Source organism: Bombilactobacillus sp. ESL1092 (genome assembly GCF_058107465.1).
In genome coordinates, this window is record NZ_CM176594.1 from 1609402 (window position 1) to 1633356 (window position 23955).

The window sequence follows — 23955 nt, forward strand, 5'->3', positions numbered from 1 at the left end:
CGTGCAAAATGCACGTAAGTATGCTATTCTTTTTGTGTGCAAAATGCACCTAAAAGGAGGGCGTTAATTATGCAAGCAGCGATAGTTCAACAACCAGGAATGGTTCCGGTACTGCAGGAAGTTGCTGAACCAACGGTTAATTCTCAGCAAGAAGTGATTGTTATGCCGCAAGCGAGTGCTTTAAGTACAGTTAGTAAAGCTCAGTCGATGGGCCAACATTATTCTAGTAGTGCCCAGTTTCCGCGGATTGCTGGTACTGAAGGCGTCGGACGTTTAGCTAATGGGCAAAGTGTTTATTTTGCTAAACCACGCTGGCCATATGGTTCCTTGGCAGAAAAAACAGTGGTTTCAAAACACTCGCTGATTCCGGTGCCTGCTAAATTGAATCCGATCATGGCGGCAGCAATTGCTAACCCCGGTATGAGTTCCTATGCAGCGTTAGTCTATCGTGCCCAAATCCAAACAGGTGATGTGGTCCTTATTAATGGAGCAACCGGTACTGCTGGAGCGTTAGCGGTACAAATGGCGTATGCTTTAGGGGCAATGAGAGTTATTGCTTTAGGACGTAATGCAGAGAAATTAGCCCAAGTTGGTGCTGATGAGTACTTTTCCTTTGGAGATTATGATTTAACGGATGCTCAACAATTTGATCAATGTCAATTGGCATTGCAAGCAATCATTGCCCAAGCAACGATTGTCTTGGATTATTTGTGGGGAGCCAGTGCTGAGCTACTGTTAACAACCTTATCTCACAGCAAATCATCCCAAGCAATTAGATATGTAGAAATTGGTTCCACTGCGGGTCAACAAATTAATTTACCAGCGCCGCTTTTACGCTCCTCCAATATTCAACTCATAGGTTCGGGAATTGGTTCTTTGGCCCCAAAAGAACTTTTTACTTCCATTCAAAAAGTTTTTACTTTAGCGTCTCAGAAGCAATGGACGGTTCCAATCAAGCAATATTCATTGCCGGAACTGGCGCAAGCTTGGCAAGCACCTAATGCTCCACGAGCTGTGATTAAAATTGCAGATTGAATTTAAAAAAGGCTTGTAGTTTGAAGATAACAGTGTTATCTTTTTTCTAGGAGGCTTGATATGAAAGATAATCAAACGAAAGCACAATTGTTAGATTGTGCGGTGCAATTACTTCAAGAAGATAACTTGGAGGCACTATCCTTACGTAAATTGTCACAAAAACTAGGTTTAACGACAGGAGCTTTTTACAAACATTTTAAAAATAAAACTGAATTATTGACTTTGGCAATGCAAAGACTGTCACAACAGATTACACAACAATTTGAGCAACAAATTGGCTCGTTGGCAGAGCTTGATGCCCAAGAAAAGTTAGTTCAATTAGGAAAGTTTTTTGTAGAATATTTTGTCCAGCACCCCCAGTTAGTTAATGCCTTACTTTTTAGTGAGATAGGTAAAGCAGCGTTACAGCAAACTAACGGTCAATTCGCGTTATTAAATTTGACTAGACAGTTAATTCATCAAATCAATGTTAATTCAGATATTTCTGATGATGCTTTATTTGTGCAGACGTGGTCATTTATTCAAGGATACGCTTTGTTAGTACAAAAGCAGGTAGTTAGTTTAGATTTAACGTTGATTCGCCAGACTTTATGTGCATTTATGCAAGGAGAAAATTAATGGCCCCCGTAATCGTTATTTATTGTCATCCCTATCCCAATAGTTTCAATCATGCGGAATTAGAAGCTGTTCAAACTAATCTGCAGCAACATCACCAGCCCTTTGAAGTGATTGATTTGTACCAAGATCAATTTCAACCATATTATGATCAAGAAGAGTTACGTTTATATCATACTGGTGCCAGTCATGATCCGTTAACGCAAAAATATTTACACTTATTACAAGCAGCGCAAGGATTAATCTTTATTACGCCAGTTTGGTGGAACACACTGCCCGGAATGTTAAAAGGTTTTATTGACAAGGTCATGAAAGAAGGCCCTGGTTTATCACATACCGTGACCAAGTATGGCATTCATGGGGAACTCAAAAATTTACGGCAAGCGTATGTTTTAACGACTTCCACATCACCGACTTTTTATTTGAAATGGTTTTGTGGCGATGATATTCAAAAGGTTTTTGTTAAAAAAACTTTGAAACAAGTTGGCGTTAAACATGGTCATTGGCAAAACTTTGGGAGAATCTCTAATTCGACTTTAGAACGCCGGCGGCGATATTTACAGCAGTTGGTTCAGACAACATTTAAGTTTTAAAAGCAGCTTGGCAAGCACTTTACTTTACGAAAAGATTACTCACCTTTTACAATAAGTTTAGATATAATAGGGGGCATGAAGATGAGTAATGATGGTAAAATGAATCAAGCTAAAGGTAAAATCAATGAAAGTGTTGGTAAAGTCGTCGGCGATGATTCCAAAGAACTCAAAGGTAAGGCCGAACAAGCTTTGGGTAAAGCTAAAGATCAGCTGGAAGATGCGAAAGACGACGTTTCTAAAAAAATCAATGAAAAAATTGATAAGCATAAACAGGATTAGTGCTTTATACTAATACTGAGATTATGAACTGTGGCAAAACGGTCTAACTGTTTGGAGGTCACAGTTTCTTTTTAATTAAGGGGGCCGAATTTTTGAAGACGTTAATTATTGTTGCTCATCCCCAGCTTGACAATTCCGCAACGCAACAATTTTTAAAACAAGGAGCTGCTATCGCTCAGGCAACTTGGCATGAAGTAAGTGCAACACAATCAACTTCCAGTGTGCAAGAACAGCAGTTACTACAACAAGCTGACCGAATTATTTTTCAGTTTCCACTCTATTGGTACACAATGCCGGCGCAATTGAAACAATGGCAGGATCACTACTTGACGACGAAATTTATTGAACAAAAACTAATCGGTAAACAATTAGGAGTAGTGGTCTCAACGGGTTTACCACAAACAGCGTTTCAAGCTGGAGGGCGCGTAGGCTTTAGCTTAGATCAATTACTAACGCCCCTACAAGCCTTGGCGCGCCAAGCGCAAATGATTTGGCTGTCAGTGTTTCCAATTTATCAATTTGCTTACTTAAATGAAGCCGAACAACAGCAATTATTGATGGATTATCAGCGTTATTTAAGCCAAGACCAACCAGATTCTTTAATTAAGCGTAGTCAATGGTATTTACAACAACTAACCCAATTGAACGCAACTGCAACTAATCCGCTGATTGATTTACTACAGGAACAATTGAGTCAAAATTTGTTACAACTAGAAACCAGTAACGATACCTTAAAATTAATTAAAGCAGGTGAAACAGATAATCTTGAATGATAATAATCAATGGGCCGTTGCGCAATTAGAGCAATTAATTCAGCAGGAGCCACAATATGAAAAACGAGCTTTTTGGCGCGGCTTAACTACTTTAATCAAAGAGCAAGATCGGAGATTGCAGCAACTACAATCAGAGATCGATGGTCGTTTATGGAATCATGATCAATGGTAATAATCTGTTAAACAGTTTTTAGACATGAAGCTATCACCAAAAGAAAAAGGTGGTTACACAATTCGGGGAAATTTTTGTTCCCACACGTTAAATGTGGTAAGATTAAAAATAAATAAATTTTAATTGCTTGGTGATTATGATTATGAAGAAAAAAACAATGAAAGCAATGCTTAAAAAATCTAAATCTGTTACGCGTCCCCAAATTACGGCGCAGTTAACTTTTTCTAATGGTCGGATACTTAATGTGCCGGTATATGCTGATGATCAGGCAGCAATTGATCATTTGAAGCAGCAATTGCGTGATAAAGATGGCAACTTTACGGATGTCCAAGGTCGAGATTATGACCTACGCAGTTTAGTACACTATGAATTTTTAGATTAATTAAATTTAGTTGACGAACCAATATTTTTTTTGTACAATTAAACAGTTGTAATTGTGCTACCACAGCTGCAACCGCACATGACTAGGTTAAAGCTTAACAGCGCCTAGTGTGGCGAGTCTAAGAATGGAGGTGTACAAATGTACGCAATTATTAAAACTGGCGGCAAGCAATACAAGGTTGAAGAAAACAAAGCCATCTTTGTAGAAAAGCTTGATGTCCAAGAAGGTCAAGAAGTAACTTTTGATCAAGTTCTTTTGATTGGTAGTCGTTCGATTACTATTGGAACTCCTACAATTGAAGGTGCTAAGGTTACTGGTACTGTTGAAAAGCAAGGCCGGGAAAAGAAAGTTATTACTTACAAGTATAAGCCTAAGAAACATTCCCATACTAAAAAGGGTCATCGTCAACCTTATACTAAAGTTGTAATTAAAAAGATTGAAGCTTAAAGATGATTCAAGCAACTTTTGTTTGTAATTCAGCTAAGCAATTAACAAAGTTTGTGATTGAAGGTCATGCCGATTCTGGCCCTTATGGTCAAGATATTGTTTGTGCAGCCGTCTCAGTGATTGGACTGGGAACGATTAATTCGCTTCAAACTGTGGCTCAAGTTAAGCCACAGGTTAATAGTGAAGCACAAAGTGGTGGTTATTTAGAATGTCAGGTTGATTATTCTCAAATTACTGCGCATGATCAATTGGTTCAAACACAAACTTTAATGGCTAATTGTTATCAGATATTACACTCGTTAGTTGACAATTACGGAGATTTTATCCGGGTTGATTTAAAACAAGAAACAGTTGGGAGGTAACAATTATGTTAGAAATGAATTTACAGTTCTTCGCTCACCATAAGGGGGGCGGTTCAACTGCCAATGGTCGTGATTCTGCTGGTCGGCGTTTAGGTGCTAAGAGTGCTGATGGCCAAAGAATTAATGCTGGAACTATTATTTATCGGCAACGTGGAACCAAGATTCATCCTGGTGCTAATGTTGGTCGCGGTAGCGATGATACATTATTTGCTTTAAAGCCAGGCGTGGTTAAGTTTGAACGTCTTGGTCGTGATAAGAAGCAAGTTTCAGTGATTACTGAAGATTAAATTAAAGAAGCCGCGTGAGCGGCTTTTTTTAAACTATCAAGTTTTAATCGGGTTTATGATATAATAAATTAGTATAGTAAAGACTACTGAAAATAATTATAAAAATTTTCAAAAATGTTTTTTTGTTTTATGCACAATTTTATAACACAGGAGTTTATGATGATTTCAGTTAATGAATTTAAAAATGGTTTAACAATTCAAGTTAATGGTGAATTATGGCGGATTGTTGAATTTCAGCATGTTAAGCCTGGTAAAGGTAGTGCTTTTGTTCGTTCCAAATTAAAAAATTTGCGTTCCGGGGCCGTTCAAGAAAAGACTTTCCGTTCCACTGAAAAAGTTGAACAAGCTCAAATTGACAATAAAAAGATGCAGTATCTCTATGCCGACGGTGATAATTATGTCTTTATGGACACTAATACCTATGAACAATTATCACTACCCCGGGAAAATATGGGTGATGCTTTAAATTATTTAGTGGAAAATATGGAAGTTAATGTCATTATGCATGATGGTGAGACATTAGGAATTGATATTCCAAACGTTGTGGACCTGAAAGTGGCCGCTACGGAGCCGGGCATTAAAGGTGACACTGCTTCTGGTGGTAGTAAGCCAGCTACGATGGAAACTGGTTTGGTTGTGCAAGTGCCATTTTTCGTTAATGAAGGCGATGTTTTGACTATCAATACAGTTGATGGTAGTTACAGTTCACGGGCCAATAAATAATTGTAATTTGGATTAAGGAGGCTTTGGGATGACTGATGGTAAATATTTACAAATAGCACCAACACAAGCCAATGAATTAGGACAAATTCATGTGGCAACAGATGTCTTGGAAGTTTTGTTGGGTATTGCAGCTACACAAGTTGCCGGTGTTTATGAAATGCGCGGTACGTTAGCGAATAATATCAATTCGTTGTTAGGTCGGCAAAATCGTGCGCAAGGTGTCCGGGTTTCTTATGATGAACAAACGCAGCAGTTAATTGCCGATGTTTATGTCTATTTAGAATATGGTGTATCAGTTCCTAAAGTAGCCAATGATTTACAGAAATCTCTTAGTCAACAATTACAATTTATGACGGATCTAACAATGGCCCAAGTAAATGTGCATGTGGTTGGTTTAATGGCTAAGAAGAATGATAGTTCAGAAAAATTAGCTAAAATTTAATCCAGAAAGTGGCGTGGAAGTGACTTTAAATAGACATAATGTACGGGAAATTGCTTTTCAAACTTTGTTTTTGATAGATTCTTTACCCGATCAAGATATTGATGCGGCTTTACAGGAAGTTTTGAATTTACAGAATATAACAGAAACGCCGGCTTATTTAGATTTTTTAGTACGTGGTGTTGTTGAACATATTAGTGAACTAGACGAACAGTTAAGTCAACATCTCAAAAAGGGCTGGTCTTTAAAGCGGATCAGTCGTAGTGACGTGAACTTGATGCGCTTAGGATTATTCGAAATTTTGTATAGTCCGGCAGTTCCTGCAAAAGTAGCAATGAATGAAACACTAGAATTGACAGAGCAGTTCAGCGAACCGCAATCAAAAAAATTTATTAATGGAGTGCTCTCTCATTTCCTGGATCAGTCACCGACTGAACCAAAGTAAGGTGCTGGTAAAACAGCACCTTTTTTGAAATTATGTTAAAGCTGCTTAAACAAGCCAGCTTTTAGTACTCAAAATTTAAAACTAACGGATTTAAAGACTTAAAGGAGGAACAGCAATGGTTGTCATAATGGATGGTAAACAAGCTGCCCAACAAGCTGATCAACAGTTTGCCCAGCAAGTTCAGGATTTGAAGCAACACAATGTTATCCCAGGGTTAGCTGTTGTTTTAGTAGGAGATAATTCAGCGAGTCAAATTTATGTCCGTAATAAAAAACGACGAGCTGAAAAAATCGGCATTAATTATCAGCTATATCATTTGCCGGATGATGTTAGTCAAAGTGAAGTGTTAGCTTTAATTAAACGCCTTAACCAAGCCGCAGACATTGATGGAATTTTAGTACAAATGCCTTTGCCCGCACAAATAGATGCTGATTTGGTAATGAATACTATTGCGGTACAAAAAGATGTTGATGGTTTTGGCTTATTAAATATCGGGCGTTTGTGGTCCGGAGAGGCGGGCAATTTTCCCGCAACACCGCGTGGCATTTTGCGGTTATTACATGATTATCAGATCCCCATTGCGGGTCAACATGCTGTGGTAGTAGGACGCAGTAATATTGTTGGTAAACCAATGGCTGGTTTGTTATTGCGCGAAAATGCTACCGTTACGGTGGCTCATTCCCATACACAAAATTTACAAGCATTGACCAAAACTGCGGATATTTTAATCGTGGCCATTGGCCAGGCGGAGTATATTACGGCTGATTTTGTTAAACCCGGAGCGGTAGTCATTGATGTGGGGATGGATCATAATGCTGCTGGTAAATTAGTCGGCGATGTTGACTTTGCTACAGTGCAAGAAGTAGCCGGCTATTTGACGCCAGTACCCGGTGGCGTAGGGCCGATGACCATTACTGGTTTGTTAGAGCAAGTGATTACTTTAGCACAACAGAGGGTAGTAGTTTGAGTACACCAGAATATTTGACAGTTAGCGCGCTAACACAGTATTTAAAACGTAAATTTGATTTGGATCCCTATTTAAATCGTCGGGTTTATTTAACCGGCGAAATTTCTAATTTTCGACTGCGTCCGCGCCATCAATATTTTTCACTCAAAGATGCGCATGCTAAGATTTCTGCCATTATGTTTCAGAATGCTTTTCAAAAATTAAAATTTACTCCTGAAGAAGGCATGAAAGTCTTAGTTTGCGGTCGTATTTCCATTTATGAAGCAACAGGGCAATATCAAATTTATGTAGAACAAATGCAACCCGATGGTGTTGGTGCCTTGTATCAGGCTTTTGAACAGTTAAAGCAAAAATTACAAAAAGAAGGCATTTTTGCTTTACCGAAACAAAAGATTGCTCCTTTTCCACAAAGAATTGCTGTCATTACGAGTCCTTCAGGGGCCGTGATTCGTGATATTATAACGACTGTTCACCGCCGTTATCCGATTGCCCAATTAGTTTTATTTCCCGCCCAAGTTCAAGGTGATAGTGCCGCGGCGAGTTTAGTCCAGCGCTTAGAGCAAGTTAATCAACTAGGAAATTTTGATACGATTATTATGGGCCGTGGTGGTGGTTCAATTGAAGATCTCTGGCCTTTTAATGAAGAAGTAGTCGCGCGGGCGGTTGTAGCTTCCAAAATTCCCGTGATTTCGTCAGTTGGTCATGAGACAGATACGACGATTACAGATTATGTAGCTGATTTACGAGCACCAACGCCGACCGCCGCCGCTGAATTAGCCACGCCGGTTTTGAGTGAAGTATTGGCTGATTTGCGTCAAAGCAAGGTGCAAATGTATCAAGCAGTTAAGCAAATTTTAGTGCGTAAACACCAAGAACTAGTTCGTTATCAAAATAGCTATTTATTTCAAAATCCACAAACCTTGTATCAAGAGTATTTACAACGCGTGGATCAATTAATCACAGCTTTAAAAGACGCAATGTTGCAATTATTAAAAGAACAACAGCATCGCTTAAAGTTGTTGCAGCAGAGCTTACGATATCAAAAACCCCAATTAGTAGTTTCAGTACAACAAGTAGCGAACTTAAAACGTAATTTAAAGCAAAATTATCATAATTATCTGGAGCAACGATCCCAACAAGTCATGAGCTTAATTAATTTGTTAGAGGATTTAAGTCCGTTAAAAACGTTAACTCGCGGTTATGCTGTGGTGCAAAAGCAAACCCAAGTCGTGACTAGTGTGCAACAAATTCAAGCTCAAGAACAAGTGCAAATTCAACTCCAAGACGGTAGCTTGACAGCCACTGTCACAGAAGTGAAGGAAGGTCAACATGACGGAAAAAAAGCAAAGTTTTGAAGAAAGTTTAGCCAGCCTGCAGCAGATTGTTGAACATTTACAAAGTGGTGACGTACCTTTAGAAGAAGCCATGGATCAATTTCAAACAGGTGTCGCTTTAAGTAAAAAATTGGAGCAAACTTTAACACAAGCGCAGGAAAAATTAACTAAAGTAATGAGTGAAGATGGTCAAGAGACTGATTTTCAATTAAATGCACAAACAAAGCAGGATAAGACAACTGATGAATAAATTTGAAATTTTGCAAAAGCAGTTATTAGTTCCATTTAATGAATTTTTAGAGCAGCAGTTAACTAAAGAAATACAACAACCGCAATTACGAGCAGGGATGTTATATTCTTTACAAGCTGGTGGTAAACGGTTGCGCCCTCTTTTGTTTTTGGCAACCTTACAAGCGGTGCAGATTAACCAAGACATTGAGTTAACGAACTATTTTAAAATTGCGGGCGCTTTAGAGTTGGTGCATACCTATTCGTTAATCCATGATGATTTACCAGAAATGGACAATGATGACTATCGGCGTGGACAATTAACTAATCATAAGCGTTTTACAACGGGACGCGCGGTTTTAGCGGGTGATGGTTTGTTAACTCATGCTTTTGTTTGGCTGACAGACAATGGTTTACCCACAGCTATTCAAGCACAATTAGTTTATACGTTGGCTAAAGCGGCTGGTGTCCAAGGCATGGTTGCTGGGCAAATGACGGATGTAGTACAAACAGGTCATAGCTTGACCGTAGAGCAAATCACCCAATTGGATCGGCAAAAAACGGGGGCTTTAATTCAAGCTAGTGTGGAAATGGGAGCAATTTGCTTAGAGCTACCAGTAGACGTTAAACAACATTTGATTGCGTTTGCCCAAAATTTTGGCTTGGCTTTTCAAATTTATGATGATTTACTAGATATAGTTGGTGATCAAACTACTTTAGGTAAAGCAGTTGGCAAAGATCAATTAGTAGGTAAAAATACTTATCCAGCAATTTTTGGTGTTCAAAAGGCCCAAACCAAACTGCAACAAGTTATAACAACGGCTCAACAGGAATTAGCGGCCATTGCTTTAGCAGATAGTTGTTTAGCTGATTCTTTAGCTTATTTCCAATTGGAGGATCAATAATGGCTGCTAATAAAGAACGGGTGGATGTTTTAGTCGTTAACCAAGGTTTAACTGCTTCAAGAGAACAAGCAAAACGCTCAATTATGGCTGGTGAAGTTTATAACGCAGATAATTTGCGTTTAGATAAACCCGGAGAAAAAATTGCGAGTGATACCCAACTCCATTTAAAGACCTTAAAACATCAACAATATGTCGGTCGCGGGGCTTTAAAATTGGCGAAAGCCATTAAAGTGTTTAAGATCGACTTAAAGGATTTATTGTGTCTGGATATTGGTGCTTCGACTGGTGGTTTTACAGATGTAGCTTTACAAAATGGAGCGCGGCGAGTCTATGCGTTAGATGTTGGCTACAATCAGTTAGCTTGGAAATTACGGACTGATCCACGGGTAGAAGTTATGGAACGGGTGAACTTTCGTTATAGTCAACCACAGGATTTTGCCCAAGGATTGCCAGAATTTGCAATGACGGATGTTTCTTTTATCTCATTGAAATTAATTTTGCCACCCTTGACCAAAATTCTATTACCAGATCATGATGTCGTTTGTTTGATTAAACCACAATTTGAAGCAGGCAAAGAAAATGTTGGCAAGCACGGAATTGTTCGTGATCCACAAGTTCATCGCCAAGTATTACAAGATATCTTAAGCTTTGCCACGGCCCACAATTTTGATGTTTTAGGTTTGGATTATTCACCGATTACTGGTAGTGGTGGGAATATTGAATTTCTAGTTCATTTGCAATTACGCCAAACGACAGGGACTATTGCACCAACAGTACAAATTGAGCAAGTTTTAACGCAAGCATATCAACAATTGAAGTCACATTAGTGAGGGATCCAAATGTTGCAAGAGTTAATTATTCAAGATTTTGCGATTATTAAGCGGATAGATGTTCATTTTCATCAAGGATTGACGGCATTAACTGGTGAAACAGGAGCCGGCAAGTCCATTATTATTGATGCATTAGGATTATTAATTGGGCAACGTGGTTTGAGCGAATATGTGCGTCACGGTGCTGATAAGGCGTTAGTTCAAGGTATGTTTACAATTGAACCGGATAACCAGGCAGTTATCGCCAATTTTTGTCAAAACCTTGGTTTGGATTTTAGTGAGCATAGTTTAATTGTGAAACGCGAGTTGCACCAAAACGGGCGCAATGTTTGTCGTATTAATGATCAGTTAGTGCCAGTAACTACCTTAAAACAATTGGGGCAATATTTAGTAGATATTAGTGGTCAAAATCAAAGTCAGCAACTATTGAATCCCCATAGTCATGTACATTTGTTAGATCAATTCGGTGGTTCTGCAACACTAACGAGTTTAAAACAATACCAACATACTTATCAAAAGTATCAACAATTACAACAGCAGTATCAAGATTTACAGCAAAATCAACAACAACGTGCCCAACAAATAGATATGCTCCAGTTCCAAATTAAAGAAATTACCGCTGCACAGCTACAGCCTGGTGAAGAAGAAGAGTTATTAGCTCAAGAGCAGCAATTGGCTAATTTTGAGAAAATTAATACGGCTTTGAATAATACTTATCAGTTATTAGCCGGCGGTGAACGTAATTTGCTTGATCAGTTGAATCAAGCCGTGCAAGAGATGCAAACTATTAGCGACTTAAGTACCAATTTTTCCGAAATAGAGCAAGAATTGTCCGGTGCTTACTATGATTTACAAGATAGTCAAGAACAGTTAGCTCGACAGCTAGATGAACAGGATTTTGATCCACAAAAATTACAAGCGACCGAAGAACGCTTGCAATTAATTCATAACTTAGAACAAAAATATGGAACTAATATTTCGGATATTTTGCAATTTGGTGAACACGCACAACAACAGTTAACGCAGTTACAAGCCCAGCTGGTTGATCCACAAAAGTTGCAAACACAGCTGCAATCATTGCGGCAGACTCTTCAGCAACAAGCGGCGGTTTTAAATCAAAATCGCCAACAAGCAGCTCATCAGTTAACTAAACAAGTGATGAAACAATTACAGGCCATGTATATGGAAAATACGCTGTTTAAAGTTCAATTTACACCACAGGATTTTACGCTTCAGGGGAATCAATTAGTTGAATTTTATTTGCAAACTAATCCTGGAGAAGGTCTAAAACCATTGGCTAAAATTGCTTCCGGTGGGGAATTGGCGCGAATTATGTTAGCACTTAAAACAATTTTAGCGCGCTATCAACATGTAGAAACATTGGTCTTTGATGAAATAGATACTGGAGTTAGTGGGCGTGTGGCGCAAGCGATTGGTGATCAAATGCGCCAGTTATCACAAACGTTGCAAGTCTTATGTATTACGCATTTACCGCAGGTGGCTGCCAATAGTGTTCACCAATATTTGGTACAAAAACAAGTGCAAGCTGATCAAACAACCACGACGGTTGAGTCATTAACGTACAATCAACGCATTGAAATCATTGCACAAATGTTAGAGGGAACCAAAGTCACGGCAATTACGCGTCAACATGCGGCCGAGTTATTGACCTTAGCACAAAAAAATTTAACGAGAACTAGCACCCCCTTGAAAAAGAACTGAAAATGGTGCATTATGTTAAGTAAAATAATTCGTGATTATTAAAGTAAAAGGATGTTTATATGGCTTCAGGAAAAGGTATGTTAATTGTGCTGTCCGGTCCGTCAGGAGTAGGTAAAGGGACTGTGCGTAAGGCAATTTTACAAGATTCGGCAATTCAATTTAAGTATTCAGTTTCGATGACTACTCGCGAAAAGCGTGCCGGTGAACAGGAAGGCGTTGATTACTTTTTTCGAACCAATGAGGAGTTTGAAGCAGAAATCGCTAACGGCGGTATGCTAGAGTACGCGAAGTACGTTGATCATTATTACGGAACACCATTAAGTTATGTTCAACAAACTTTAGATGCTGGAATTGATGTTTTTTTGGAAATTGAAGTCAATGGTGCCATGCAGGTTCGCCAAAAGATGCCGGATGGGGTATTTATTTTTTTGACGCCGCCCGACTTAGCTAGTTTACGGAGTCGGATTATCAATCGTGGTTCTGAAGATCAGACAACGATTGATAAGAGAATGGAAAAAGCTAGACAGGAAATTAAAATGATGTCAAACTATGATTATGCAGTAGTTAATGACGAAGTTCCCAAAGCTGTCCAGCGGATTGAACAGATTGTTCGTAGTGAGCACTTACGAGTGCCTCGAGTGATTGGTAGTTATAAAAAAATGATTGGAGCTAACTAAAATGATTTCTTATCCCTCAATTGATAAATTATTAGAGCAGGTTAATTCGCGTTATTCTTTGGCTGTTTTGTCGGCCAAGCGGGCGCATGAAATTGATGATGGTGATGTGGAGATGTTAAGTAGTTATGAGTCTCCACGTTCAGTTGGTAAAGCTTTGGAAGAAATTGCGGATAATAAAATTAAAGTTGATCCGCAATCAATTCTTAGTGAACGTAGTGCAGAGCGGATTGATTATCTGGAAGAAGCTGAACATGAACGTTTAGAAGATTTTAAAAAGGGAATGTAATGCTACTCCATTCAGATGAACTCTGATGGAGTTTTTTAATAGTTGATGGGAGTGAAGTGTGCTTGTATGCTCAAGTAATTGTCGATGTACCCACTAAGCAAACTGACCATACATTTGACTATTTAATACCACCTGCTTGGCAAGGGTTAGTTTTGCCCGGAATGCGTGTAAGTGTTCCGTTTGGACGTTCAGGACGATTAGTGCAGGGCTTTGTTCTGGCAGTTCAAGCAGAAAGTGCGTTTACGGGTAAAGTTAAGCAGATTGTGGCAGTTTTTGATTTAAAACCAGTTTTAAATACAGAATTATTACAATTGTCCGAATGGTTGGCGCAAAATACGTTTGCTTTTCGGATTTCTTGTTTACAGACAATGTTACCTAACGTTATGCGCTCTAAAACACAAAAATTGGCCGTTTCGTTAGACCCTATTGTGACTAACTCAGATTTGTTTAACCAAAAACCAGTATTAGCTTTAAATACACATTTAACACCGGCCAACCAAAAACAATTAATTCTTTGGCAACAGCAAGGCTTAATTCAAATACAATATCGTTTAAAGAATCAAGCACATCATTTAACTCAATTAGTTTTAAAACGGCGCCCGCTTGATTATGCAGCTTTGCTGAAACAATTAACACCGAGAGCAACCCAACAGCGCAAATTATTACAACTATTTGTAGATAGTGAGCAGCAATTTTTTAGTTATCGTCAGCTGCAACATGATTACCAAATAAGTAATGCAACGATTAATGCGGCCTTAAAAGAAGGTTGGTTTGATAAAGATCAGGTACTTTTACGGCGGCAGCCGCAAACTTTAGCAGTTCAAAGAACTACTCCGAAACAATTAACCCCTGAACAAAAACAAGCTGTAGAACAGATTATTCAAGGTCCAATTAAACCTACCTTGCTGGAGGGAGTTACTGGTAGCGGTAAAACTGAAGTTTATCTGCAACTAATTCAATATTATTTACAACAAGGTAAAACCGCATTAATGTTAGTCCCAGAAATTGCACTGACTCCACAAATGGTGCAACGAGTACAAGAGCGTTTTGGTCAGCAAACCGCAGTTTTGCATAGTGGTTTGTCACAAGGCGAACGGTATGATGAATGGCAAAGAATTCAAGATGGAACTGCTCAAGTAGTTGTCGGAGCTCGTTCAGCAGTGTTTGCACCTCTAACAAACATTGGCATTATTATTATTGATGAAGAGCATGAAGCTAGTTATAAGCAGTCAGATAATCCCCGCTATCATGCACGGGATGTGGCGCTCTGGCGTGGGGAGTATCATCATTGTCCCGTGGTTTTGGGCAGTGCAACTCCCAGTTTAGAGTCGCGAGCTCGGGGGCAAAAAAAAGTTTATAATTTGGTACGCTTAACTAAGCGAGTCCATGATCAACCGTTACCACCTGTGCAAATTGTTGATTTAAGAGACTCACAGCAATTATCCAAGTATTTAGACTTATCAAAACCGTTACTGCAAGCAGTGCAAACTAATTTATTACAGCATCAACAAACCATTTTACTGTTAAATCGGCGTGGGTTTGCTGCTTATTTACTTTGTCGTCAATGTGGTTTCGTACCTAGTTGTCCTAATTGTGATATTTCATTGACAGTTCATTTAAAAGAACACCGGTTATTGTGCCATTATTGTGGTTATCAGGAACCAATTTATCAAAGTTGTCCGCAATGTGGTAGCAAAAAATTAAAATTTGATGGAACTGGAACCCAAAAGGTGGAACAAGAATTAGCAGAATTGTGGCCGCAGGCCCGAATTATTCGCATGGATAATGATACAACTAATAAAAAGGGTGCTCATCAGCGTTTGTTAAGTGAATTTGAACACCATGGTGATATTTTACTCGGGACACAAATGATTGCTAAAGGTTTGGATTTTCCTAATGTAACTTTGGTAGGAGTGATTAATGCGGATACGGGTCTAGCGACGAGTGATTTTCGTGCTAGTGAACGGACTTTTCAATTATTAACGCAAGTTAGTGGTCGCGCCGGTCGTGCTCACAAAGCAGGCCGAGTACTGATTCAGAGTTATAATCCGGATCATTATGCCATTCAATTAGCTGCGCAACAAAATTATGAGCAGTTTTACCAGCGGGAAATGGTTTTTCGACATCAGGCTGGTTATCCACCGTATTTTTATTTAATCAAGATTAGTATTTCACATAAATCTCAAGCAGTCGCTTTAAAGATGGCTTATAATATAGCTAAGCAGTTAAAACCGCTACTGCTGCAGCGTGAACAGTTATTAGGACCTACGCAGCCAGCAGTTGGCCGGATTGATAACCATTACTATTATCAGATTGTCATTAAATATCGTAAAAATGACGCTTTATTTAAAAAATTAAATCAAATTATGAATAGTGTTCAAATTGATCATCGCCAAGGCTTTTTAGTAGCTATTGATCATGAACCTCAGCAATTGGAGTAGAATATGACAAAAATTATTTTTATGGGAACCCCCGACTTTGCAGTGACGATTTTGGCCGGTTTGCTAAAAGAAAATTATGAAATTAGTGCTGTTGTGACGCAACCAGACCGCCAGGTGGGTCGCAAGAAAAAATTGGAATTTTCGCCAGTGAAACAATATGCTTTGCAGCATGATTTACCGATCGTGCAACCTCAAAAACTTAGTCACAGTGCAGAATTGGATCAATTGATTGCTTTGCAACCAGACTTGATTATTACCGCTGCTTTTGGCCAATTTTTACCTACTAAGTTATTACAAGCAGCGAAAATTGCTGCGATTAATGTTCACGGATCACTCTTACCACATAATCGTGGTGGTGCGCCAATTCAGCGGGCGATTATGAATGGTGATCAGATAACCGGAATTACGATTATGTATATGGTTGCGAAGATGGACGCAGGTGATATTATTAGCCAAGAACAGTTGCCCATTACGAACCAAGATACAGCGGGTTCGTTATTCGCTAAATTAGCCGTCATTGGTCGAGATTTATTATTAAAAACACTTCCACAAGTTATTAATCACACGAATTCGCGTGTGCCACAAGATGAATCTCAAGTGACAATTACGCCTAATTTAAAGCCAGCTGAAGAACAAATTGATTTGCAACATTCAGCATTAGAGATTGATCGCCAAGTGCGGGGATTAAATCCTGATCCAGTAGCTTATCTCTTGGTCCACGGGCAGCGTGTTAAAGTTTACCAAACAGCTTTGAGTGATCAAACTACTACTGCGGTGCCAGGAACCATTGTTGTCCGCAATAAGCATCAACTGGGTTTGGCGGCAGGCAATAATTCCATTATTTATTTGGAACAAGTGCAACCCGCAGGTAAGAAATTGATGACTATTAGTTCATATTTAAATGGTCAAGGAAAGGATCTTCAAGTAGGTGACGCAATCAATTAAGCACAGTGTTCGCGCGATAGCGATACAAATTCTAACTAAAGTCTTTGATAATGCGGGTTATTCCAACCAACTAATTAATCAAGCACTAAAGCAACAACAGTTCAATGATGCTGATCAACGCTTATTGAGTCAGTTAGTGTATGGCGTTTTGCAGCATAAACTCACGTTAGATTATGAATTAGCACCATATTTACGTGGAAAAAAATTAGTTCCGTGGGTCAAAAATGATTTGCGGGTGGCGGTTTATCAATTAAAATATTTAGATCGAATTCCTAATCACGCTATTTTATTTGAGGCAACGCAACTGGCTAAGGTTCAAGGCAACTTAGGTTTATCCAAATTGGTCACAGCAGTATTACGGAATTTGTTACGCAATGGCTGGCGTTCTCTAGCAGATTTAGCGCCATTAGCACAATTAGCTATTCAATATAGTGTGCCCCAATGGATTATTGAACAGTTGCAACAGCAAGTTGGGTTGGATAAAACCCGGACATTGCTAGCCAGTTTGAACCAACCACCGAAGCTATCGTTGCGGGTTAATTCAGCTAAAATTTCGCGAGCAAAATTGCAACAGCAATTACAAACTGAAGGTTTGTCAGTCAAACCGAGTCCCGTCAGTGAAGATGCTTTAGTGGCAGAACATGGATTTGGTGCTGGCACAAAATGGTTTCAACAAGGTTTTTGTACGATTCAAGATGAAAGCTCAATGTTAGTTGCACCAGCTTTAAAAGTTGCACCGGATAATCGAATTCTTGATGCCTGCGCCGCTCCCGGTGGTAAAACCACACATTTGGCGAGCTTATTAGGGCAAAGAGGACAGATTGTAGCCTTAGACATTCATCAAAAAAAATTACGGTTAATCCAAAATAATGCGCAACGCTTAGGGGTGCAACAATTAATTCAAACCCAAGCCTTGGATGCGCGCAAAGCTGGCCAAGAATTTGCGGCAGCTAGTTTTGACCGGATTTTAGTTGATGCACCGTGTTCAGGATTTGGATTGATGCGCCGCAAACCAGAAATTCGCTATGGTCGCCAATTAAGTGATGTTTTACATTTAGCACAAATCCAGCGCGATATTTTAACGGCAGTAGCGCCATTATTGAAAGTTAATGGTTATTTAGTTTATAGTACATGTACGATTTTTGATCAGGAAAATCAACAAGTAATTGAACAATTTTTAGCGGATCAACCGCAGTTTGAATTAGTACCAGTTACCACACAAAAGAAGTTAGCTTTAAGCAATCAAATGTTAAAAATTTATCCAGACGATTATCAAACTGACGGCTTTTTTATTGCTTGTTTAAAAAGGGTGAAGTAAAGTATGCAAATTGCATTTACAACGGATATTGGTCAACAACGCAAAACTAATCAAGATGATGTGCAGGTTTATCAAAATCAACAAGGTGTCGTTTTGGCTTTGGTGGCTGATGGCATGGGCGGTCATCGGGGTGGTGACGTGGCTTCTAATATGGTTATTCGACATTTTAAGACGGCATTTGAAAAAAACCAAATGCGGGATATTCGCCAGCTGGCGCAATGGACGGAAAGTTTTTTGATTCAGGAAAATCAGCGCGTGGTCACAACGGCTAGCGAACACGTCGAATTAAATGGTATGGGCACGACGATTGTGGGGGCATTTGTTTTACCTCAACAATTGGCGGTTTTTAATGTTGGCGATAGTCGTTGTTATTTATTAATGCAAAAACAGCTGCGACAAGTCAGTTTTGATCATTCATTGGTCAATGAATTGCTGGTAGCTGGCGAAATAACCCCAGAACAGGCCCGCAATTCACCTAATAAAAATATTATTACCCAAAGTTTGGGTGTCTCCACCGATGTCAAACCCACCTTTGGTTTTTTTGATTTGCCAACTGACGCGCAGATTTTGTTATGCAGTGATGGCTTAACCAATATGTTGTCTGATCAGCAAATTCAACAAATTTTGGAACAAAATCTATCACCTCAAGCCAAGTGTGACTTATTGATTCAGCGTGCTAATCAAGCAGGAGGTTTAGATAATATTACCGCTTTAGTAATTGATATGGCTGCTGGTCATGCTGAGGTGAACTCCAATGATTAATAAAGGGGACTTAATTGCTGACCGCTATCTAATTTTGGACACCTTAGGTGAAGGCGGGATGTCCAATGTTTATCTGGCAGAAGATACTTTTTTACATCGCCGCGTAGCATTAAAAAGTTTACGTTTGGACTTGACGGATAATCAACAATTTCGACAACGATTTCAACGTGAATCACGAGCCATGAGTGAATTATCTAGTCCTTATATTGTCAACATTTTAGATATTGGTGATGAAAGTTTCCCCTATATTGTGATGGAGTATGTCAAGGGTCCAAGTCTAAAAAAATATCTGCGGCAAAACTTTCCCATTAGTCAGCCACAAATTTTAAGTTTTATGGCGGAGATTTTGCAAGGCGTTGCCGTTGCGCATCAACACGGAATTATTCATCGCGATTTAAAGCCACAAAACGTTTTTATTACTTCGCAAGGTCATGCGAAAGTGGGCGACTTTGGTATTGCTTTATCTTTAGGCGAGCAGTCGATTACACAATCGGATGCCACCATCGGTTCGGTTCATTACATGGCTCCCGAACGAGTGCGCGGGGCTCAGGCAACGGTTCAGTCCGATATCTATTCGTTAGGGATTATTTTATTTGAAATGTTAACAGGGCGCTTGCCGTTTGACGCTGAAACCTCGATGGCCGTAGCGGCTAAACATTTTAATGAACCGATGCCGAATTTATGTCAAATTGATGCCGCTATTCCCCAGCCGTTGGCTAATGTAGTTTTAAAAGCGACTGCCAAGGTTCCCAGCCAGCGGTATGCAACCGTTAGTGAAATGGCCCAAGATTTAGAGACAAGCTTAAATGCTGATCGAAAAAATGAACAGCCTTTTATTCCTGAACCGATCAATACTGAAGAGACGAAGGTTTTATCGAATGTTCATGAACAAACTACTGCTCCTAGTGTTAATCCGCAATCTGATTTAACGTCTGACCAGAAAAAGCCAGTAGTTAAAAAAAAGCATCACCGGCGGTGGTTAATAGTGCTACTGGTAATACTAATTATTATCATCGGTTTTGTTTTTTGGTATAATCGCAAAGAAGTGACGGTGCCGGATGTTCGTGATTTGAGTCTTAATCAAGCACGGGCAGTGCTGAATAACTCTAGCTTAAAAGTTGGGACGATCACTAAGAAAACGAGTAACACGATTCGTACTCAAAATGTCATTAGCTCCATTCCTCCGCAGGGCAGCCATCTCAAAACCGGAACGAAAGTTAAACTAATTCAAAGTACCGGTCCCGTCAAAAAAAGCTTACCAAATGTGCAAGGCTGGAATTATTATGCGGCTAAAAAAAGATTACACCAAGCAGGATTTAAAGTTCAGCGGAAAAATCGTTATTCCAAGACAGTGCCTGCGGGTAAGGTCATTAAGCAAACGCCCAGAGCTACTAAACGCAAAACCGCGCAAAATCGGGTCGTTCACTTAACAATTTCTTTAGGAATTAAAAATACTGGGGTTACTGTGAAAGATTTGACAGGTTATAATTTGCGGGGAGCGCAAGATTACGCTAATGAGTCCGGGTTACACTTAGTGGTGAAGACAGTTGCTTCAGAGAGCGTGGACAAGGGCTTAGTTATTTCGCAAAGTCCCGTCGCGGGTACGCGAGTGATGCGGGGGAGTGATTTAATTATCAGTGTGTCTAGTGGTGGTAATAATGTCGTCAATAATCCGCCACAAGCTCGTGCGACTGCCAATGATGATGCGACACCAACGGATAATGTTCAAAATGTTTCCCGGACCGTGACGGTGCCGTTTAATGCACAAACTAATAATGGTACTAATGTGGTAAAAATTCATGTTCAAGATCTCAATCATAATATTAATGATGTTTATCAAACATTGAATATTACTGCTGATACTCCCGTAACAATCAATTTACAACTGAATAAAGGACAAAGTGGACAATATAGTATTGAACGTGACGGTCAAACGATTGATTCACAGACAGTAACAGGCAATTAATATGCAAACAGGAAAAATTATTAAATCTAATAGCGGCTTTTATGAAGTACAATTACCAACCGGTCAAGTAGTTACCACCCGTGCTCGCGGTAATTTTCGCCAACAAAAGATCAAACCGATTGTGGGTGATGTTGTTGATTTTGAAGAACAGTATTTACTAAAAATTCATCCGCGAAAAAATGAAATCGTGCGGCCACTCATTGCCAATATTGATCAAGCTTTGATTGTCATGTCGGTTGTTCAGCCAGATTTTTCGACTAATTTATTAGATCGCTTCTTAGTTAACTTGCAGTTACAAAAAATTAAACCTTTAATTTATCTCAGTAAGACCGATTTGGCGACTAAAAAGCAATTAATTGCTTTACAACCGATTATTGATTATTATCAAAGTTGGCATTATCCAATCTTTACGCACGACACTTTGCCGCAGTTAAATACCGCGTTAACCAATTGTGAAACGGTCTTAACGGGCCAAACGGGTGTGGGAAAATCTACGTTATTGAATCAAATGCTGCCGCAATTAAAATTAAAAACGGCCGCAATTTCTAATAGTTTGAATCGGGGGAAACATACAACCCGCTTAGTAACTTTATATCCATTTGCGGGAGGATTAGTTGCCGATACACCCGGTTTTTCTGCACTACAATTTCAAGACTTGACTAAAGAACAACTTCCCCAATTGTTTGTTGATTTTCAACATTTTCAAGGTAATTGCAAATACCGCAGTTGTCTGCATCTAAAAGAGCCTGGTTGCGCTGTACAACAAGCCGTGGCGACAGGTGAAATTTTGCACAGTCGGTATCAAAATTATTGTCAATTTCAAGCAGAGTTAGCACAACGCCGACCAGTTTATCAAAAAACTCCTAAAAAAAAGAGGTAGTCCAATGACTAATTATGTAATTGCACCTTCTATTTTAAGTGCCAATTTGTTAGCTTTACAAACGGATTTAAACCAGGCAATTGCGGCTGGAGCAGATATGTTTCATATTGATTTAATGGATGGTGCCTTTGTTCCACATTTGACGTTTGGTCCCGATATGGTGCAAGCTATTCGGACCATGACTGATTTACCATTAGATGTGCATTTGATGGTGCAGCACCCTGGTAATTATTTTGACCAGTTACTCCAAATTCCTAATTGTTTGTTAAATATTCACGTGGAGAGTACGGTTCATATTTATAGTTTAGTGCAGCAGGTCAAAGCAGCAGGTTTAAAGGCGGGCATTGTGTTCAATCCTGGTACTGCTGTGGCAAGTGTGACGCCATTACTTCCTTTAGTAGATAATGTCTTAGTGATGACTGTTAATCCAGGATTTGGTGGTCAAAAATTTTTGACTGCCATGACTAATAAGTTACAGCAATTACAGACATTACGGCACCAAAATGCGGATTATACTTATACACTTGAAGTGGATGGTGGAATTAATGATCACACTATTCAATTGTGTCAGCAAGCAGGAGCCGATACGTTCGTAGCCGGCTCATACGTGTTTGATCACAATATTGAGCAACAAATGCAAAATCTACGACAGGCATTAGTTAAATGAATAAAGTTAATGTAATGTTAGGCAGTTCCTATAATTTACCACTGAATTTGTCAGAGATTACTGGTCCTTGGGTGGGCGCCGATCATGGAAATATTACGTTATTAGCCAATAATATTGTTCCCCAAATTGGCGTGGGTGATTATGACTCTTTAACGAGCGTGGAAAAAAATTGGCTAGAAGCGCAAGTTGCTGATTTAAGATATGCTAAACCCGAAAAAGATTTTACGGATTCTCAAGCAGCGGTGAAAATCGCTTTGCGAGATTTACATGCGCGTCAAGTAGATATTTACGGTGCGACTGGTGGGCGCATCGATCATGAGCTGGTTAATCTTTGTTTACCGTTAGATTTTCAACCACAAGATGCCCAAAAGTTACGGCTGATTGATAACCAAAATGTTATCACCTATTTTGCTCCCGGAACTTATCAAATTCAAAATTGGACACAAGATAAGTATCTAGGTTTCTATAATTTAGTACCCGTCAAACATTTTTGGATTAAAGATGCCAAGTATCCCTTAAAACCAACTGATTTAACGCGCCCCGTTTCGTTATCCAGTAATGAATTTGTGGGTGCGGTGGTGGAATTTGGCTTTACCAGTGGTTTGATGGCTGTGATCCAGTGCCACGATTAATTGATAGTTGCTGATTGGTGCTCACGTGCTGGATTAGAATTGTCCGAATAAAACTAAAATAAAAAAACTGCCCAAGTTGGACAGCTTTTTTATTTTAATTATTAGACACGAGTCACTTTACCAGACTTCAAAGCGCGAGTTGAAACCCAAACACGTTTGGGTTTACCATCAACTAAAATCCGGACTTTTTGCAAATTAGCTTTCCATGCACGTCGTGATGAATTCAAAGCATGAGAACGTTTGTTGCCAAAACTGGTCTTGCGTCCAGTAATAATATCTTTAGCCATGGGACAAACCTCCTTGTCCTATATACTTTCTATAACAGAATACTTTAAACATGTTATCATTTACCTATTGAGAAAGCAAGTTCTAATTCAAGGAAAAATACTTGACAGTTTTGTAGATAGCTGTTTTTTATAGCTTTGCTATGATAAAATTTAATTGTTAAAAGAGATTATAAAGCGGGGTGTTAGACTTTGGCAGTAACTATTCAAACAAAATATGGACAAGTAGATGTCTCTAATGAAGTCATTGCTTCGATTGTCGGCTGTGCTGCGACTGATATTTACGGTATCGTCGGGATGGCTAGTAAAAATCAGTTACGTGATGGCGTCAATGAGATTTTAAATCGCGAAAATTACACACGTGGAGTAGTTGTGCGCCAACAGGAAAGTCAAACCGTAGTTGATGTATATATAATTGTTGGTTACGGCGTGAAAATTTCTGAAGTTTGTCGTAATGTCCAGAGCAAAGTTAAATACAATTTAGAAACAATGTTAGGTGCACCGACAGCGCAAGTTAATGTTTACGTGCAAGGAATTAAGATTTTAGAAGAGGATTAAT

The 23955-nt window shown here is 39.2% G+C and carries 31 protein-coding genes and 1 other annotated feature; of the genes, 30 read left to right on the top strand and 1 reads right to left on the bottom strand.

Annotated features, from left to right (window positions below; translation table 11 throughout):
- Positions 1 to 69 precede the first annotated feature (69 nt).
- The 29 genes from AC3B6Y_RS07570 to AC3B6Y_RS07710 all read left to right on the top strand — a co-directional run bounded on the left by AC3B6Y_RS07570 (position 70) and on the right by AC3B6Y_RS07710 (position 23112).
- Entirely contained in the window at positions 70 to 1035 is a 966-nt protein-coding gene (locus AC3B6Y_RS07570) for a quinone oxidoreductase family protein (protein ID WP_489790894.1), read from the top strand.
- A 60-nt stretch (positions 1036 to 1095) separates the two neighbouring features.
- On the top strand, positions 1096 to 1653 hold the full coding sequence (locus tag AC3B6Y_RS07575; protein ID WP_489790895.1) for a TetR/AcrR family transcriptional regulator: 558 nt from the start codon (positions 1096 to 1098) through the stop codon (positions 1651 to 1653).
- The gene (locus tag AC3B6Y_RS07580) at positions 1653 to 2243 is read left to right on the top strand and encodes an NAD(P)H-dependent oxidoreductase (RefSeq protein ID WP_489769031.1); all 591 of its coding nucleotides are present in this window, start codon (positions 1653 to 1655) and stop codon (positions 2241 to 2243) included. Before AC3B6Y_RS07575 ends, AC3B6Y_RS07580 begins: the two co-directional genes overlap by 1 nt.
- A gap of 81 nt (positions 2244 to 2324) precedes the next feature.
- On the top strand, positions 2325 to 2522 hold the full coding sequence (locus AC3B6Y_RS07585; protein ID WP_489757492.1) for a CsbD family protein: 198 nt from the start codon (positions 2325 to 2327) through the stop codon (positions 2520 to 2522).
- Positions 2523 to 2614: 92 nt separating this feature from the next.
- Positions 2615 to 3295, top strand: a complete 681-nt coding sequence (locus AC3B6Y_RS07590; protein WP_489757493.1) for an NAD(P)H-dependent oxidoreductase — start codon at positions 2615 to 2617, stop codon at positions 3293 to 3295.
- Complete coding sequence (locus AC3B6Y_RS07595; protein ID WP_489757494.1) at positions 3288 to 3467, top strand: hypothetical protein; 180 nt, start codon at positions 3288 to 3290, stop codon at positions 3465 to 3467. Before AC3B6Y_RS07590 ends, AC3B6Y_RS07595 begins: the two co-directional genes overlap by 8 nt.
- A 142-nt stretch (positions 3468 to 3609) precedes the next feature.
- Positions 3610 to 3849, top strand: a complete 240-nt coding sequence (locus tag AC3B6Y_RS07600; RefSeq protein ID WP_489757495.1) for a hypothetical protein — start codon at positions 3610 to 3612, stop codon at positions 3847 to 3849.
- A 60-nt stretch (positions 3850 to 3909) separates the two neighbouring features.
- Positions 3910 to 3979 (top strand) — a sequence feature (ribosomal protein L21 leader region).
- An 8-nt stretch (positions 3980 to 3987) separates the two neighbouring features.
- Positions 3988 to 4296 carry a 50S ribosomal protein L21 gene (gene rplU, locus AC3B6Y_RS07605; protein WP_489757496.1) on the top strand — a complete coding sequence of 103 codons (309 nt, stop codon included), beginning with the start codon at positions 3988 to 3990 and terminating at the stop codon, positions 4294 to 4296.
- Positions 4297 to 4298: 2 nt separating this feature from the next.
- The gene (locus AC3B6Y_RS07610; RefSeq protein WP_489757497.1) at positions 4299 to 4658 is read left to right on the top strand and encodes a ribosomal-processing cysteine protease Prp; all 360 of its coding nucleotides are present in this window, start codon (positions 4299 to 4301) and stop codon (positions 4656 to 4658) included.
- A 5-nt stretch (positions 4659 to 4663) separates the two neighbouring features.
- Positions 4664 to 4945 carry a 50S ribosomal protein L27 gene (gene rpmA, locus AC3B6Y_RS07615; protein WP_489755942.1) on the top strand — a complete coding sequence of 94 codons (282 nt, stop codon included), beginning with the start codon at positions 4664 to 4666 and terminating at the stop codon, positions 4943 to 4945.
- Positions 4946 to 5104: 159 nt separating this feature from the next.
- Positions 5105 to 5668 carry an elongation factor P gene (efp, locus tag AC3B6Y_RS07620; RefSeq protein WP_489757498.1) on the top strand — a complete coding sequence of 188 codons (564 nt, stop codon included), beginning with the start codon at positions 5105 to 5107 and terminating at the stop codon, positions 5666 to 5668.
- 28 nt (positions 5669 to 5696) lie between these two features.
- Positions 5697 to 6110 carry an Asp23/Gls24 family envelope stress response protein gene (locus tag AC3B6Y_RS07625; RefSeq protein ID WP_489757499.1) on the top strand — a complete coding sequence of 138 codons (414 nt, stop codon included), beginning with the start codon at positions 5697 to 5699 and terminating at the stop codon, positions 6108 to 6110.
- Positions 6111 to 6129: 19 nt separating this feature from the next.
- A complete protein-coding gene (nusB, locus tag AC3B6Y_RS07630; RefSeq protein WP_489790896.1) occupies positions 6130 to 6552 on the top strand; it encodes a transcription antitermination factor NusB in 423 nt (140 codons plus the stop codon).
- Between the two features lie 115 nt (positions 6553 to 6667).
- On the top strand, positions 6668 to 7519 hold the full coding sequence (locus tag AC3B6Y_RS07635; RefSeq protein ID WP_489790897.1) for a bifunctional 5,10-methylenetetrahydrofolate dehydrogenase/5,10-methenyltetrahydrofolate cyclohydrolase: 852 nt from the start codon (positions 6668 to 6670) through the stop codon (positions 7517 to 7519).
- Positions 7516 to 8874: an exodeoxyribonuclease VII large subunit gene (gene xseA / locus AC3B6Y_RS07640; protein WP_489790898.1), complete on the top strand. Its 1359-nt coding sequence runs from the start codon at positions 7516 to 7518 to the stop codon at positions 8872 to 8874. Before AC3B6Y_RS07635 ends, xseA begins: the two co-directional genes overlap by 4 nt.
- Positions 8849 to 9103 carry an exodeoxyribonuclease VII small subunit gene (locus AC3B6Y_RS07645; protein ID WP_489757503.1) on the top strand — a complete coding sequence of 85 codons (255 nt, stop codon included), beginning with the start codon at positions 8849 to 8851 and terminating at the stop codon, positions 9101 to 9103. The genes xseA and AC3B6Y_RS07645 overlap by 26 nt, the downstream gene beginning before the upstream one ends.
- Positions 9096 to 9986, top strand: a complete 891-nt coding sequence (locus AC3B6Y_RS07650; protein WP_489757504.1) for a polyprenyl synthetase family protein — start codon at positions 9096 to 9098, stop codon at positions 9984 to 9986. Before AC3B6Y_RS07645 ends, AC3B6Y_RS07650 begins: the two co-directional genes overlap by 8 nt.
- Positions 9986 to 10813, top strand: coding sequence for a TlyA family RNA methyltransferase (locus AC3B6Y_RS07655; protein ID WP_489774913.1), 828 nt, complete (start codon positions 9986 to 9988; stop codon positions 10811 to 10813). Before AC3B6Y_RS07650 ends, AC3B6Y_RS07655 begins: the two co-directional genes overlap by 1 nt.
- Positions 10814 to 10825: 12 nt before the next feature.
- Positions 10826 to 12538: a DNA repair protein RecN gene (recN, locus tag AC3B6Y_RS07660; protein ID WP_489757506.1), complete on the top strand. Its 1713-nt coding sequence runs from the start codon at positions 10826 to 10828 to the stop codon at positions 12536 to 12538.
- Positions 12539 to 12597: 59 nt separating this feature from the next.
- Positions 12598 to 13215: a guanylate kinase gene (gmk, locus tag AC3B6Y_RS07665; RefSeq protein ID WP_489757507.1), complete on the top strand. Its 618-nt coding sequence runs from the start codon at positions 12598 to 12600 to the stop codon at positions 13213 to 13215.
- A gap of 1 nt (position 13216) precedes the next feature.
- On the top strand, positions 13217 to 13501 hold the full coding sequence (rpoZ, locus tag AC3B6Y_RS07670; RefSeq protein ID WP_489757508.1) for a DNA-directed RNA polymerase subunit omega: 285 nt from the start codon (positions 13217 to 13219) through the stop codon (positions 13499 to 13501).
- Positions 13502 to 13557: 56 nt separating this feature from the next.
- The gene (gene priA / locus AC3B6Y_RS07675; RefSeq protein ID WP_489790899.1) at positions 13558 to 15942 is read left to right on the top strand and encodes a primosomal protein N'; all 2385 of its coding nucleotides are present in this window, start codon (positions 13558 to 13560) and stop codon (positions 15940 to 15942) included.
- Between the two features lie 3 nt (positions 15943 to 15945).
- On the top strand, positions 15946 to 16887 hold the full coding sequence (gene fmt, locus AC3B6Y_RS07680) for a methionyl-tRNA formyltransferase (RefSeq protein ID WP_489757510.1): 942 nt from the start codon (positions 15946 to 15948) through the stop codon (positions 16885 to 16887).
- Positions 16871 to 18205 carry a 16S rRNA (cytosine(967)-C(5))-methyltransferase RsmB gene (gene rsmB, locus AC3B6Y_RS07685; RefSeq protein WP_489790900.1) on the top strand — a complete coding sequence of 445 codons (1335 nt, stop codon included), beginning with the start codon at positions 16871 to 16873 and terminating at the stop codon, positions 18203 to 18205. Before fmt ends, rsmB begins: the two co-directional genes overlap by 17 nt.
- A 3-nt stretch (positions 18206 to 18208) precedes the next feature.
- The gene (locus AC3B6Y_RS07690) at positions 18209 to 18967 is read left to right on the top strand and encodes a Stp1/IreP family PP2C-type Ser/Thr phosphatase (RefSeq protein ID WP_489769023.1); all 759 of its coding nucleotides are present in this window, start codon (positions 18209 to 18211) and stop codon (positions 18965 to 18967) included.
- Complete coding sequence (gene pknB / locus AC3B6Y_RS07695; protein WP_489790901.1) at positions 18960 to 20933, top strand: Stk1 family PASTA domain-containing Ser/Thr kinase; 1974 nt, start codon at positions 18960 to 18962, stop codon at positions 20931 to 20933. The genes AC3B6Y_RS07690 and pknB overlap by 8 nt, the downstream gene beginning before the upstream one ends.
- A gap of 1 nt (position 20934) precedes the next feature.
- The gene (gene rsgA / locus AC3B6Y_RS07700) at positions 20935 to 21813 is read left to right on the top strand and encodes a ribosome small subunit-dependent GTPase A (RefSeq protein ID WP_489757514.1); all 879 of its coding nucleotides are present in this window, start codon (positions 20935 to 20937) and stop codon (positions 21811 to 21813) included.
- A gap of 4 nt (positions 21814 to 21817) precedes the next feature.
- A complete protein-coding gene (gene rpe, locus AC3B6Y_RS07705; RefSeq protein WP_489790902.1) occupies positions 21818 to 22480 on the top strand; it encodes a ribulose-phosphate 3-epimerase in 663 nt (220 codons plus the stop codon).
- Positions 22477 to 23112 (top strand): thiamine diphosphokinase, encoded by a 636-nt coding sequence (locus AC3B6Y_RS07710; RefSeq protein ID WP_489790903.1) that lies wholly within the window; start codon positions 22477 to 22479, stop codon positions 23110 to 23112. Before rpe ends, AC3B6Y_RS07710 begins: the two co-directional genes overlap by 4 nt.
- Positions 23113 to 23213: 101 nt before the next feature.
- On the opposite strand, the gene rpmB is transcribed toward AC3B6Y_RS07710, so the two are convergent.
- Positions 23214 to 23399, bottom strand: coding sequence for a 50S ribosomal protein L28 (rpmB, locus tag AC3B6Y_RS07715; protein ID WP_489757517.1), 186 nt, complete (start codon positions 23397 to 23399; stop codon positions 23214 to 23216).
- A 189-nt stretch (positions 23400 to 23588) separates the two neighbouring features.
- Here rpmB and AC3B6Y_RS07720 point away from each other — a divergent pair, with 189 nt between their 5' ends.
- On the top strand, positions 23589 to 23954 hold the full coding sequence (locus tag AC3B6Y_RS07720; RefSeq protein WP_489769018.1) for an Asp23/Gls24 family envelope stress response protein: 366 nt from the start codon (positions 23589 to 23591) through the stop codon (positions 23952 to 23954).
- Position 23955 lies beyond the last annotated feature (1 nt).

What these genes read in the sequence shown, in the direction of transcription:
- AC3B6Y_RS07570 (WP_489790894.1), top strand. Translation starts at nt 70, where the DNA reads ATGCAAGCAGCGATAGTTCAACAACCAGGAATGGTTCCGGTACTGCAG.
- AC3B6Y_RS07575 (WP_489790895.1), top strand. Translation starts at nt 1,096, where the DNA reads ATGAAAGATAATCAAACGAAAGCACAATTGTTAGATTGTGCGGTGCAA.
- AC3B6Y_RS07580 (WP_489769031.1), top strand. Translation starts at nt 1,653, where the DNA reads ATGGCCCCCGTAATCGTTATTTATTGTCATCCCTATCCCAATAGTTTC.
- AC3B6Y_RS07585 (WP_489757492.1), top strand. Translation starts at nt 2,325, where the DNA reads ATGAGTAATGATGGTAAAATGAATCAAGCTAAAGGTAAAATCAATGAA.
- AC3B6Y_RS07600 (WP_489757495.1), top strand. Translation starts at nt 3,610, where the DNA reads ATGAAGAAAAAAACAATGAAAGCAATGCTTAAAAAATCTAAATCTGTT.
- rplU (WP_489757496.1), top strand. Translation starts at nt 3,988, where the DNA reads ATGTACGCAATTATTAAAACTGGCGGCAAGCAATACAAGGTTGAAGAA.
- AC3B6Y_RS07610 (WP_489757497.1), top strand. Translation starts at nt 4,299, where the DNA reads ATGATTCAAGCAACTTTTGTTTGTAATTCAGCTAAGCAATTAACAAAG.
- rpmA (WP_489755942.1), top strand. Translation starts at nt 4,664, where the DNA reads ATGTTAGAAATGAATTTACAGTTCTTCGCTCACCATAAGGGGGGCGGT.
- efp (WP_489757498.1), top strand. Translation starts at nt 5,105, where the DNA reads ATGATTTCAGTTAATGAATTTAAAAATGGTTTAACAATTCAAGTTAAT.
- AC3B6Y_RS07625 (WP_489757499.1), top strand. Translation starts at nt 5,697, where the DNA reads ATGACTGATGGTAAATATTTACAAATAGCACCAACACAAGCCAATGAA.
- AC3B6Y_RS07635 (WP_489790897.1), top strand. Translation starts at nt 6,668, where the DNA reads ATGGTTGTCATAATGGATGGTAAACAAGCTGCCCAACAAGCTGATCAA.
- AC3B6Y_RS07645 (WP_489757503.1), top strand. Translation starts at nt 8,849, where the DNA reads ATGACGGAAAAAAAGCAAAGTTTTGAAGAAAGTTTAGCCAGCCTGCAG.
- AC3B6Y_RS07650 (WP_489757504.1), top strand. Translation starts at nt 9,096, where the DNA reads ATGAATAAATTTGAAATTTTGCAAAAGCAGTTATTAGTTCCATTTAAT.
- AC3B6Y_RS07655 (WP_489774913.1), top strand. Translation starts at nt 9,986, where the DNA reads ATGGCTGCTAATAAAGAACGGGTGGATGTTTTAGTCGTTAACCAAGGT.
- recN (WP_489757506.1), top strand. Translation starts at nt 10,826, where the DNA reads ATGTTGCAAGAGTTAATTATTCAAGATTTTGCGATTATTAAGCGGATA.
- gmk (WP_489757507.1), top strand. Translation starts at nt 12,598, where the DNA reads ATGGCTTCAGGAAAAGGTATGTTAATTGTGCTGTCCGGTCCGTCAGGA.
- rpoZ (WP_489757508.1), top strand. Translation starts at nt 13,217, where the DNA reads ATGATTTCTTATCCCTCAATTGATAAATTATTAGAGCAGGTTAATTCG.
- fmt (WP_489757510.1), top strand. Translation starts at nt 15,946, where the DNA reads ATGACAAAAATTATTTTTATGGGAACCCCCGACTTTGCAGTGACGATT.
- AC3B6Y_RS07690 (WP_489769023.1), top strand. Translation starts at nt 18,209, where the DNA reads ATGCAAATTGCATTTACAACGGATATTGGTCAACAACGCAAAACTAAT.
- pknB (WP_489790901.1), top strand. Translation starts at nt 18,960, where the DNA reads ATGATTAATAAAGGGGACTTAATTGCTGACCGCTATCTAATTTTGGAC.
- rsgA (WP_489757514.1), top strand. Translation starts at nt 20,935, where the DNA reads ATGCAAACAGGAAAAATTATTAAATCTAATAGCGGCTTTTATGAAGTA.
- rpe (WP_489790902.1), top strand. Translation starts at nt 21,818, where the DNA reads ATGACTAATTATGTAATTGCACCTTCTATTTTAAGTGCCAATTTGTTA.
- AC3B6Y_RS07710 (WP_489790903.1), top strand. Translation starts at nt 22,477, where the DNA reads ATGAATAAAGTTAATGTAATGTTAGGCAGTTCCTATAATTTACCACTG.
- rpmB (WP_489757517.1), bottom strand. Translation starts at nt 23,399, where the DNA reads ATGGCTAAAGATATTATTACTGGACGCAAGACCAGTTTTGGCAACAAA.